The organism is Paraglaciecola sp. 25GB23A (assembly GCF_040012495.1).
Lineage (GTDB): Bacteria > Pseudomonadota > Gammaproteobacteria > Enterobacterales > Alteromonadaceae > Paraglaciecola.
Genome location: NZ_JBDYKM010000001.1, coordinates 825,312 through 838,515 on the forward strand (window position 1 = coordinate 825,312; position 13,204 = coordinate 838,515).

General features: G+C 40.2%; 6 protein-coding genes. 2 read left to right on the plus strand and 4 right to left on the minus strand.

Translation table 11 applies throughout. The features are described 5' to 3' along the window. Nucleotides 1-15 precede the first annotated feature (15 nt). On the minus strand, nucleotides 16-972 hold the full coding sequence (locus tag ABKW31_RS03635; protein ID WP_348614835.1) for a MoxR family ATPase: 957 nt from the start codon (nucleotides 970-972) through the stop codon (nucleotides 16-18). Nucleotides 973-1,407: 435 nt separating this feature from the next. On the opposite strand from ABKW31_RS03635, the gene fadI reads away from it, so the two are divergent. Next, nucleotides 1,408-2,718 carry an acetyl-CoA C-acyltransferase FadI gene (fadI, locus tag ABKW31_RS03640; protein ID WP_348614836.1) on the plus strand — a complete coding sequence of 437 codons (1,311 nt, stop codon included), beginning with the start codon at nucleotides 1,408-1,410 and terminating at the stop codon, nucleotides 2,716-2,718. Nucleotides 2,719-2,728: 10 nt separating this feature from the next. Next, nucleotides 2,729-4,873: a fatty acid oxidation complex subunit alpha FadJ gene (gene fadJ / locus ABKW31_RS03645; protein WP_348614837.1), complete on the plus strand. Its 2,145-nt coding sequence runs from the start codon at nucleotides 2,729-2,731 to the stop codon at nucleotides 4,871-4,873. 405 nt (nucleotides 4,874-5,278) lie between these two features. On the opposite strand, the gene ABKW31_RS03650 is transcribed toward fadJ, so the two are convergent. From ABKW31_RS03650 to ABKW31_RS03660, 3 genes are all read right to left on the minus strand, one after another. Beyond that, nucleotides 5,279-5,464, minus strand: a complete 186-nt coding sequence (locus ABKW31_RS03650) for a hypothetical protein (RefSeq protein WP_348614838.1) — start codon at nucleotides 5,462-5,464, stop codon at nucleotides 5,279-5,281. 186 nt (nucleotides 5,465-5,650) lie between these two features. Continuing rightward, nucleotides 5,651-10,114, minus strand: coding sequence for an EAL domain-containing protein (locus ABKW31_RS03655; RefSeq protein ID WP_348615192.1), 4,464 nt, complete (start codon nucleotides 10,112-10,114; stop codon nucleotides 5,651-5,653). A 219-nt stretch (nucleotides 10,115-10,333) separates the two neighbouring features. Beyond that, complete coding sequence (locus ABKW31_RS03660) at nucleotides 10,334-13,093, minus strand: insulinase family protein (protein ID WP_348614839.1); 2,760 nt, start codon at nucleotides 13,091-13,093, stop codon at nucleotides 10,334-10,336. Between the last annotated feature and the right edge of the window lie 111 nt (nucleotides 13,094-13,204).

Sequence of the window (13,204 nt, forward strand, 5' to 3'; positions counted from 1 at the left end):
GCCTTTCTCGTTTTACTAAGGAACTGCGACTAATTGCAAAATTTTATCCAGCACTTGGTTACGACTTATTCCCTCAGCTTCTGCTTCATAACTGAGGATCAATCGATGACGTAATACATTGTGGAAAACTGCTTGAATATTGTCTGGCCCGACAAAATCACGTCCCATTAACCATGCATGAGCACGCGCACATTTGTCCAATGCGATAGTTGCTCGTGGACTAGCGCCAAACTCTATCCAATTCGCCAAATCAGCATCAAATTTTTCGGGTTGGCGGGTGGCGATAATAAGTTGGACTAAATATTTTTCTAAACCTTCGTCTAAGTGGATTTTCAGTAATTCTTGGCGCGCTTTGAATATATCCACTTGGCTTAAGTTGGGCGCATCGACCTTATTGGCATGAAGCGCCTCATCACGGGTTAAACGCAATATTTCAAGCTCAGTCTCAGCACCAGGATAGTCAATTTCCAAATGCATCAAAAAACGGTCAAGTTGAGCTTCTGGTAGAGGATAAGTACCTTCTTGTTCAATCGGGTTTTGGGTTGCCATCACGAGAAACAATTCAGGTAAGGCATAAGTTTTGTTACCCACGGTAATTTGTCTTTCTGCCATTGCCTCAAGCAATGCTGATTGCACTTTTGCAGGGGCACGGTTAATTTCATCAGCTAACACTAAGTTATGAAATAGCGGGCCTTGCTGAAATACAAAGCTGCCATTTTCTGGTCGATAAATGTCTGTACCTGTCAAGTCGGCGGGAAGTAAGTCAGGGGTAAATTGCACCCGATGAAAATCGCCTTCAACGCCTTTAGCCAGAGCATTAACTGCACGGGTTTTGGCTAATCCAGGCGGGCCTTCAACTAATAAATGCCCATCAGCTAATAAAGCGATGAGGATATTTTGTGTCAAGGTTTGTTGACCCACTACCTGAGTATCGAGGTAGGCTTGCAATTGTGAAAACTGAGCTCGTGCCATGTTTGCTATTACTTCCTTCTGCTGACTGGGAAATTACGTAAACTAATTCTAAATAACCACACCTTAATGTAATAAGGTGCATTAAGGACAATGCTAACCTATATAGGGTTCCCCTTCTGAAAAACAATGTTACAAAGTCATAATGTAATCATAATTATACTTTTAGCCTATGCGCCAACTCACTCGTTGATCTGAAATAGCTTAGTGGCAATCCTTGCACTTAAAATAGAGGTTTATTGACTAGTTTGAGGATGATCAACCGTTGCAGTCAGACAAGAGCAACAGATAAAGATAAACCGCAATACTTATTCTCAGTGCAAGAGACTTTTGCTGTGCTAAATTTAAGGCTATTTAGGCTAGCTTGAACAACTAAAGTTATCCCTGTACAATCAACAAAAAACAACAGGTCAGACCACTAAATTAAGAGGGCAGAGCATGACAACAAAGCAAAATGTCACCACCAGACAGGGCGACCGCATTGCGATAGTTGCTGGTTTACGAACTCCGTTTGCCAAAATGGCAAGTTATTTTCATGGGGTTCCCGCAGTAGATTTGGGTAAAATGGTGGTCAACGAAATGCTAGTGCGCCACAATCTTTCGCCACTAGAAATCGAGCAGTTAGTCTACGGCCAAGTAGTGCAAATGCCAGAAGCTCCCAATATTGCGCGAGAAATAGTGTTAGGAACGGGCATGAATGTACATACCGATGCCTTCAGTGTGTCGCGGGCTTGTGCGACCAGTTTTCAATCTACCGTCAGCATTGCTGAATCGATGATGGCAGGCAATATTAGTGTTGGTGTGGCCGGTGGTGCTGACTCTACTTCTGTGTCACCTATTGGCGTGTCAAAAAATTTAGCCCGGGCGCTAACGGATTTACAAAAAACCAAAACCTTAGGGCAAAAGTGGCAGGTACTTAAAAAACTGGGTGTTAAAGACTTGTTTCCTGTTCCGCCGGCCGTTGCCGAATATTCGACTGGTTTGTCTATGGGGCAGACGGCGGAGCAAATGGCCAAAAAACACCAAATTAGTCGTCAAGCGCAAGATGAATTGGCTCACCGTTCACACACTCTAGCGGCCCAAAGCTGGAATGAAGGTAAATTAGCTAATGAAGTTATGACCGCCTATGCGGAACCTTATAAAGGCGCTCTGGAACGCGACAATAATGTGCGTTTTGACTCTACCCTAGAAGGTTATGCAAAATTACGCCCGGTATTTGATAAAAAGCACGGAACCGTTACCGCAGCCAATGCCACTCCACTAACAGATGGAGCCTCAGCCATTATCATGATGACTGAAAGCAAGGCCAAGGCTCTGGGTTATAAACCATTGGGTTATCTAAAAAGTTATGCTTGGGCCGCAATTGATGTATGGGAAGATATGTTGATGGGACCTTCTTATGCTACGCCAATGGCCTTAGATAGAGCTGGAATGACCTTACAAGACATTACCCTAATCGAAATGCATGAAGCCTTTGCTGCCCAGACCTTAGCCAACTTAAAAATGTTTGCCAGTGATAAATTTGCCCAAGAGAAATTGGGGCGTAAAAAGGCAACCGGTGAAATCGACATGAATAAATTCAATGTAATGGGAAGTTCATTAGCCTATGGCCATCCTTTTGCTGCAACCGGTACACGTATGATCACGCAAATGTTAAATGAATTGAATCGTCGTGGCGGTGGAACGGGTTTATTAACCGCCTGTGCCGCAGGTGGTTTGGCCGCAGCTATGATCGTTGAAACAGAATAAGGAAAAGGCAATGACTGAACAAAATCAGAAACTAGAACAAGCTAGTGCATTTACGCTAGAAACTCGCGAAGACGGTGTTGCCATAGTAACTATGGATGTTGTTGGTGAGTCAATGAACACACTAAAAGTAGAATTTGCTGCACAAATCGAAAATGTATTGCAGCAAATTAATGCGGATAAAAGCATTAAAGGCGTGGTGGTTATTAGTGGTAAACGTAATTCATTTGTCGCAGGTGCTGATATTAGTATGCTAGCTGCTTGCCAGAGTGCTGAGGATGCAGAGTCTATCGCTGCGGGTGGACAAGCCATGTTTCAGCGGATTGAAGATATGCCACAAACCTTTGTTGCAGCGATTCATGGGCCGGCTCTCGGTGGTGGTTTAGAATTAGCCTTGGCCTGTCATTATCGGGTATGTAGTGACAGTGATAAGACTCAATTAGGCTTACCTGAAGTACAGCTTGGTCTATTGCCTGGAAGTGGCGGCACGCAAAGACTGCCAAAACTAATCAGTGTGCAACAGGCAATGAAAATGATGCTAACGGGGGCGTCTGTGCGCGCTAAACAAGCTCTCAAGTATGGCATTGTTGATGACATGGTACCGGAAACCATACTATTGGACGTGGCCATCGAGCTGGCTAAAAAGTCAAAACCCAAACGGGTTAAACCTAAACTTGACCTGATGGGAAAGTTTTTGGAACAAACCCCAGTTGGTCGCAACCTTATGTTTAGTCAAGCTCGTAAACAAACTGCAAGTAAGACGCAAGGCAATTATCCTTCTCCTAATTTGATTATCGATTGTATCGAAACGGGTTTAAAACAGGGGATGAAAAAAGGCTTACAAGTCGAAGCGCGAAATTTTGGTCAATTGGTTATGACGGCTGAATCAGCTTCATTGAGAAGTTTGTTTTTTGCGACCACAGAAATGAAAAAAGAGACCGGTGTGCAAGGTGTTGCACCAGCCAAACTAGCAAAAATTGGTGTGCTAGGTGGTGGCTTAATGGGCGGTGGTATTGCCTTTGTAACTGCAACTAAAGCAGGTTTGCCGGCGCGTATCAAAGACATTCGCTCTGAAGGTATTGCCAATGCCATTAAGTACAGTTATGACCTGTTGAATAAAAAAGTTAAACGCCGTTTTATGAGCAAGTCGCACATGCAAAAACAACTGGCTCTGCTAACCGGCACTGTGGACTATTCAGGTTATGCCGATGTCGATGTGGTGATTGAAGCTGTATTTGAAGACTTAGGTCTAAAACAACAAATGGTGGCGGAGATTGAACAAAACTGTGCTGAACATACTATTTTTGCTTCAAATACCTCTTCTATCCCTATTGGGCAAATCGCAGCTAAAGCGGCGCGTCCCGAACAAGTTATTGGTCTGCATTATTTTTCTCCAGTAGACAAAATGCCCTTGGCAGAAGTTATTGCCCATGAAACAACCTCTGATTTGACCATTTCAACCACCGTTGACCTAGCTAAACGTCAAGGGAAAACACCCATTGTAGTAAAAGATGGGGCCGGTTTTTATGTAAACAGAATTTTAGCGCCCTATATGAACCAAGCCGCCGAGTTGATTTTAAGCGGAGAGCCTATTGAGCAAATTGATAAGGCCTTAGTTAAATTTGGCTTTCCCGTTGGACCGATTAAGTTGTTAGATGAAGTGGGAATCGATGTTGGTACTAAAATCATCCCTATCTTACAAGCGCAATTTGGTGATCGATTCTCGGCTCCTGAGGCATTTGGCAAGGTATTGGCGGATGAGCGCAAAGGCAAAAAGAATAAAAAGGGCTTTTATCTGTACACCGGTAAGAAGCCGGGAAAAACCGTTGATGAGTCAATTTATAGTCTACTTGGTATCACTCCGAGCGCGAAAACAAGCCAGGCACAAATGGCAGAACGTTGTGTATTAACCATGCTCAACGAAGCCGCCATGTGTTTGGATGAAGGCGTAATTCGTAACGCCAGAGACGGTGATATCGGCGCTATCTTTGGTATTGGTTTCCCCCCATTTTTAGGTGGACCGTTCCGTTACATGCATAGTCTAGGTATCGATCATGTGGTTGCTAGGTTAGAACATTATCAAGGTTTGTATGGTGATAAATTCGCACCTGCCCGATGTTTAAAAAATATGCAAGCATCTGGATCAAGTTTTTATTGATCAGAAAACTCTGCGTGTTTTGAGTTCAGAGGCAAGCCTCAACTCCAAACACGCGTTAAATTTTTGTTACTTATGTCAATTTCGGCAATAGTTTGCCGTAGAGAGAAAAAAGTGATCGCCTATTTCTGTTGTTCAATACTATGTAGTGGTTTGTACTATGTGCAAGCCTATAAAAGCGGTTTGCAAGCTAAGAATTGGGCTGCAGCGGGTTTGGTATTAGGGCCGATGATATTCCCTTTATTCAAAGCACAGCAACGAATAGCTTTAGTCAAATCACGAGGGCTTCAAAGCGTTTTATGGTTAGCGTAGTGGTTTAAAGCAAGGTAGTTGAAATGAAAAAGAGAGCATAGGCTCTCTTTTTTTAGGTCAATTCAGTAAAAAAGCACTGATTTTGATGCCTCATCCTTACAGGCGAACAGAGCCAGTTCTAACCCCATATAACCGAACAGAGCCAGTCCTAACACCATTTTTAGTGGTATCAGTTTGGCTAGTGGTTTCGGTTTTAACTGGCGCTTGGGTACCTTCAACAGACTTGATTGCTGCTGGTGCCGTCGTGGCGAGTACTACTGCTACTGCATAAGCTTTCAACATCTTTGCTTTCCTATTATTTATATTATTGACGTTTGTGCTGACATATTTTTGTCAGTCAATAACAGTATAGCGAGAAGCGTGCCAGCTTTTATCTGAGAGGAAAAATTCCCTTAGGTTTTTGTACTTATATCTGTTGTTTTTTATTTCGATATTTAAATATAATTATTAATCATGCAGTTAACTATCTTAGCTATCACTTTTATGTATCATTTTATTTAATTCATGATTTTCTTTTAGTAAACGTTCGAAGCGTGTTGAGCTTAAAGGTTTGCTGTACAAATACCCTTGTAACATCTCACACTTAAAACGACGTAAAATTGACAACTGATTTTCATGCTCAACGCCTTCAGCCACGACTTTTAAGCCAAGATTATGGGCAATGGTGATAATCGCTTGGGCCATATGGCGATCTTCGCTGGATGTGGCAATATCATCGATAAAGGCTTTATCAATTTTCAAAGTATTAATTGGGAACCGTTTTAAATAGGCTAAAGAGGAATATCCGGTACCAAAATCATCTAGGGCCAAATGAATACCACGCTCGCGCAAACGTTGCATCATGCGCAGGGCACTTTCCGGATTTTGCATTAGAGTCCCTTCAGTGATCTCACATTCTAAATGCAGGGGTGACAAACCCGCTCGTTGCAGGATTGAAATAATCCGCTCATCTAAGTCAGGTAATTCAAACTGACGGGCAGAAATGTTTACCGCAACCCTGCCGGTGAACAACCCAGCATCTACCCAACGCTTAGTTTCTTCACAGGCTTTACGCAGTACGACTTCACCTATATCGATAATTTGGCCGGTTTCTTCTGCCAGAGGAATAAACTGCGAAGGGCTGACCAAACCTTTATCTGGGTGTTCATACCTGACTAGGGCCTCCATACTGACAAGTTTGCCACTGGCGATGTCGACCTTGGGTTGATAAAAAACCGTAAATAAGTCTTCTTTTAGACCGTGCCGAATAAGATTTTCTATTTGTAATTGGCGGACGGCATTTTGATTCATTTCGCCACTAAAAAATTGATATTTGTTGCCGCCGGCATTTTTGGCAAAGTACATCGCAGTATCAGCATTTTTGAGTAATTCTTGGGGCGTACTGCCATCTTCAGGATAGAATGCAATGCCCAAACTGGCGCCTAACACAAACTCTTGTTTATTAATTAAAAACGGTCTCGCCATATCATCCAATATGGTTTGGGCAAAATGGGTAATGCGGTGCACATCGGTCGATTTATCAATCAATATGCTGAATTCATCTCCGCCTAAACGATAGCAAGTCGCTTCGGTGCCTGATATGCGTTGCAGACGTTTGGCAATTTGTTTAATTAATACATCGCCAGTTTGATGACCCAACGAATCATTAATTTTTTTAAAGTTATCCATGTCTAAGCAGATAAGGGCGTGGTGAGTGTCTCTGCGCACGATATTATTATGGCTAGCTTGAAAAAATGACCGATTGGGCAAGTCGGTTAAGGGGTCGGTATTAGCCAGTTTTAATAGCTCTTTTTCGGTCGTCTTACGGGTAGTGATATCTGAGAAAACGCCAACATAATGGCTCGGTTTACCATCTTCATCATTGATGGCATCGATATTCAATTCCATTTCGTATTTTTCACCATCAGTACGGCGCGATTCAACTTCACCAAACCAGTTTCCTTTCTGTCGTATCGCTTTTTTGACTTCTTCGGTAAAGGCCCCTGGGTATTGGTGAAAGGTCAAATAACTGACTAAGGCTTGCTCTTTGGTTTCGCCGGTATATTTGCAATATGAGTTATTGACTGAAATAAACTTAAAAGCGCTATCGGTAATAAATACACCATCAGAGATAGTTTCTATCGAGCGTTTAAACAGTTTTAATTGTTCTTCAGCCAGTTTTAAATGACTAATATTTTTTAATGTCCCCGTCATGCGTTGGGCTTGATTATTATTGTCTCGGCTGACTACCTTACCGCGGTCAAGTAACCACACCCATTCACCCTTGTACGTGCGCGCTCTATAGGTCACTTCATAGTGTTCGCTTTTATCTTTGAGGTGTTCGCGCAAGGTTTCTTGCACTTTGACGATATCGTTGGGGTGAATATTGGCTTCATAAGCACTATTAACCCTTATATCATCTTGCGGGAAGTCGAGTGTTCCCCAAGTGTTCGAACGAAATACTTGGCCTTGATAGATATCCCAATCCCATAACTCATCACCACTGCTCCACAACGTCAGTTTTAAGCGTTCTTCATTTTCTTGAATCGACTGTTGAATAGCTCTTTTAGCTCTAGTTTGCTTAATCCAATAAATAAGAATCAATGTTAGCAATACGCTATACAAAATCATCGCTTTTTGTGATTTATGTATTGGAGGAGACATTTCTATTTTTACACTTCTAATGGATGACCAAGGCGAGCCACCTATACGGCTTTGTACTTGGAACTCATAGTCACCATATTCTAGTAAATTAAAAGGTGCTCTTCTAGGAGAGTCTATGTCGGTTTCAGCCCACTTATCTGAGTAACCTAACAATCTATAACGATACTGAATATCTTCAGGTTCAACTGGATTTAATTGGGCAAATTTGAAACTTAAAATGTATTCATTAGCCGGTAACTTGATTCTCTCAACCGATTCAATAGATTCTGTTAATGGACTGAGAGGTGTATACAAACTGACTTCTTCGCTAGCTATTTTCAATTGTATAATGACTGGCGCAATATCAGGATTTAGTTGTTTTTTATTCAACTGTTCAACTGTCAGACTGCGTTCTTTGGGGTCAAATAATAAAAATCCATTAGTGCCACCGAAATATAACTTATTGTTACGGCTTAATAACGCGGCGCCTTCATTTAGTTCGTTGTAGTCGAGTCGCTTTGGTGAAATTGTTTGTATTACTTCGCGCTTATCCAAAGACACTTCGTTAATGCCAGCAACAGTCGTTCCTACCCATAGACTTTTGCCGACAACAAATGACTTAGTAATTTGGTTGCCAGAAAGCCCATTAGTTGTGTCGATCTGTTTAATAACTTTATAGCTATTTTTATCTAAAATTAAAATACCATGAGTTAAGGATGACAACCAAAAAGCATCTTCAGTTTCTGCGATAGAACTAAAATAACTGACATTATCATTAAAATTAAATATCAACTGATTGACCTGTTTGGTGTCCAAGTTGTACAGCATTATTCCTAAAGTTGTAACTAGCCAAAGATTGTTTCGGCTGTCTAAAAAGACAGGGTTTACTTCTTTAATGTTTGAGTTTGTCAATGGAATTGAATCAAACTCAAAAGTCCTAGGATTAATTGATTCGATTTTATTTGTTGATGATTTTATCCAAATTCGGCCAGCGATATTGTGAATGTATTCAATGTGGTTCCCTTGGCTTAAAGCGACAACAAGCCGTAACTGTCCTTTGTCATCTTTTTTATATACAAACAATCCTCCACTACTTGCGACCCAAATTTGATTTAAATCGTCAACCAACAAATTCCAGATGTTATGCTTGAAATCTTTTAAATGATGCTTAAAAGAATAATTCTCTGGATCAAATTCACTTAATCCATTGGATTGAGTTGCAAGCCAAATTTTGTCGTTGTCGTCTTGAGCAATACCCCAAATATTATTTCCTGACAATGAATTAGAGTTTGTGTTTTTCTGAAAAAAATCTATGTGAAGTGTTTGAGGAGTATGTTTATAAATGCCACCAGAGTATGAACCAAACCAAAGTGTATCTTTTGAGTCTTTGTATACCTTCAAAAAAAAGATATTTTCTATCCCAAAATTAACATTATTTTTGTCATTGTAAGAGAAAATGTTTCCATTTTGGGGGTCTAAAACACTCAAACCAGTGGTTGTGGCAAACCACAATCTTCCAAGGTGATCCTGAGACAAACTCTTCACATCGTCTCCACTGATGGCTATTTTTGTTTTGGTATCATAAAGAGTTGAAGTTAGACTGTCAGATTGAAATTTGTATACTCCCTGATTTGTTGCCAACCAATAAGTATTATCTATTTTTATAATGTCATTTAAAATAGTGGCTTTTAAACTCAAACCCCAAGGGTTTTTTTCTTTTAAGTCATATAAATAATTTGTTTCATTGTCTAGTAAAAAAAGCCCATGACCAAAACTTCCTATCCAAGTTTTATCTTTTTCACCAAAGATAAATGTTATAGCAGGGGGTAATGGCAAACCTAGGGTTTGCCTTATAGAAAAAGAGTTTGTTTCGGGCTCATAAAAATATAAGTTTTTTTCGTCTGTAACTAATAATCTATCATTAGCATCTAATGCTAACGCAAGAATTTCATTATGTTGCAATACGCTATTTGTTTTGTTGTATGTCTCAAAATTGTCTGATTTTTCGTTATAACGAGCTAAACCGGATAAGGTTCCCACCCATAAATTTCCGGAGCTATCAACCAAAAGCTCCCTAATAAAACTATCGGGTAAACTATTTTCTATATCTGGATCATGTTTATATACTTTGAATTCGTAACCATCGAAACGATTTAGTCCAGTTAATGTGGCAAACCACATAAATCCACGTTTGTCTTCTACAATGTCAGGAATCGTGTTTTGGGAAAGACCTTGAGCCAGAGAGTAATTTTGAAATTTAGAATTTAGCGCGTAAGCCGTCTGAGCAATTAATTGGCTGATTATTAGCAAACAAAGAAAATAACTAAGTTTTTTTAAATAACGAATACGCACTTTTCACCCATTGGCAGTTTATCTACCTTGTTGTTATTAGAGTTTTAGGTGGCATATCCATATTGCCAAGACTCTAAATATGCCCAAATTAGGAGCGTGCTACAAGCCTTAATCACTGAAAATCGACAAAGCTTGAATAATAAATTGCAGATTGACTACTTTTTGACTAGTTACCCTTTAACTTAAGTAGTTTGCGCGTTTTTTGAAAGTAGTCACAGACGGAATTAACTGCCAATCAGGGTTAATTTTTATCTTGGAATTTTTGGCACTGATTAGCACAAGTTCGCCAAATTGGCGTTGCATCAAAAGTCGCTGATTAAATTCAACCAATTGTGAAAAGTTTAATTGCTTAATAGTGGCAACCAATTTTTCATTATATGAAAAATTAAAGTCTTTATTACCAATAGACATCCACAATCGTTGGCTTTTCATGCTTAGGTGACTATCTGTTTGGCTCAACTGTCTAATTACCCCCGCTTTTAACGACGTCCAAATAGCTTCAAACTCGCCTAGGGCCAGGGAAAACTCGTTTAAAAATTGCTGCATCGCTATTATTAATTGCTCTGCTGAATAATTAGGCGATTGTATATACAGGGCAATACCCGGATGCTGATTATGGGGCAAATAGCCGCTACCTACTAAATAACCTAATTGACGTTCAGTGCGCATTTGATTAAAAAAAGGCGTTGAAATTATTTGTTCTAACAGCATCGTCAAAGCAATATCTTCAACCTGTGCACTGGGCGCTTGAAAATACATGACGACTGCGTCATCACTGTGGTGGCAATCAACAAAGTGAACTTGAGTGGTTTCCTGGGTTAAATCAACTAAGCCCTTTGATAAGGCTTCACTTTTAGAGTAGCGCTGGCGAAAGTCGCTCACTTTTTCAACCACGGCGTGGGTGTCTTCATAAGCCCAATTACCGTACATCATACCCTCTAGGTAAAAGTGACTTAAGAGCTTGTTTTTAGTCGCTGTTACATCACTAAGTTGGGCAGTAGACATAATGTCTGCCATATCACTAGGCGCATAATTGTATTGTTGTAAGAGTACCGAGAGTCGATTGAATAAGCGGTTTATGGGCTTATTTAAAAGGCTATTGCTCAACGTTTGAACCTGGTTATTTTTTACCTGTTGGAAACTTTGGCTGAAGTCTTCTTGAACAACGATTTGGGTGAGTAAATCCGTACAAAAATCCAATTGTTTGGCGCTAAACCCATTGGTTTGTAAAGAAAACCCTCCCTGATGTGGGTACAAATGAAAATGTAAACCGGCGAGATTTGCTTGATAGTATTTTTGACTTAACTTTTCATTAATAAGGGCGACCCACAGTCTTTTATAGGTCGCTACTTCAATACCTTCGGTAATGGCTTGGCAGTCAAAGGTTAGGAAACAATCACCTTTAGGTTGCAAAAACTGCTCATCTTGGCCAAACCACAAATCTAAGCCCCGTTGCTTAATAATCTGTTTGGGCAGGGCAAAGTCGCCTTGTTTTTCACGAAGTTTATTTTCATCACAAAGGTAACGATTTGCCTTAGGTAAAGAAAGTTGTTTTATCTTGGCTAGTTTTTTACCGCTATCAAGCAAGCTTTTTGGTAAGGGCATTATTTTATATGGGGTGTCATACCAATGCGCAATCGAGTCAGTCTCTTGTTGTTGATGAATAATTTTGAGGCGCATATTTTGAGGCACAAAAAAGGCCAACATATCAAGGGTTAAAACTGCATTTACTTGGTCAAAAAGATAATCACCGACAACGACATGTTCGCTTGGATAGTCAAGCATATTGAGTGAGAGTTTAAGTGCTTCATCAATAGGTTTAAGTGCCTCACCATATTGCCATGCAAGGTTGTTTAACTTGGCCATTTCATCAATGCGCCATGACTCTAAACCTTGAGTTTTGATTAAGTTGATATAAGAAAAAAGCGTACTTAGGATAGCCTCTTGGTTTTGCATACCTTCATTAGTAACCTGAAGGTTAATATTAAAATCTTTAAAGTTGGAACCCTCAATACCGCCGCCCGCACTTAGGCTGGTTGCCCAATTTTTACTTTTATAAAAATCGAGTAAGCCGCCAAAACCTTCATCACCAAGTATATGACTAATAATGGCTAATGGTTTGGCTCGATAAAATGATGCTTGAGCGGGCAAGGCAAAGGTAATTATCAAACGCTGTGCTTTTTGTAATGGGACGATATTTATTTGCACCCCCAGTTGGTGCTCAAGATACAGCGCAGGGTAGGGCAGTCGCTCAATTTTAGGGCCAGCTTTATATTGCGCAAAATGCTTGCTGACTAGTTGCTTAGCTTGCTCTAAAGGTAATGCCGTCACCAAACATAAATAAAGGTTTTGGGTTTGGTAATACCGTTGATGAAAATGTCTGAGTTTTGCGCTTAATTCAGTCAGGCTGAAAGGAGAAAAAGTCGCTAGATTACCTACTGAAAATTTACTAAAGGGGTGATCAGCGTGGCAGGTTTCTTTGTGGACTTGATATAAACGGCGTAGATCATCTCTTTGTTTTAATTTAAATTCAGCATCAATGGCCTGAATTTCTTTTTCAATATAGGTTTCTAAGAATAAGGGAGAAAATAACATCGCAGAAAACTGCGCCAATGCCGAATCTAATGAGTCATTTGCAGCATCGAAAAAATAGCTACTGGTCTCAGTGCCAGTTGACGCATTTATGGAGCCACCCTGAGCGGACACAAAATCATTGAGCGAGTTGGGTGTTTTAAACTCACTGTTTCCCATAAACAACATATGCTCAAGCAGATGACTCAGTCCTTGACAGTCTGCATCGTCATCAAAATGGCCTACACTAAAGGTGGCGGCACATGCACTTTTATTATTTTTGATATCTTCTACGACTAAAACTTGTAGTCCGTTTTTTAAAGTGAAATAGTCGTATCGACGTGGATCATTCTCACATTTAAGCAAAATTGATTGTCCAATTTGAAAAATTATCCTAAAGCATAAACTAAATTTAACATGCTAAAGATTTTTAGTTGCGTTATTTGTTGTATTATTGAGTTAAAAATACCCACATTG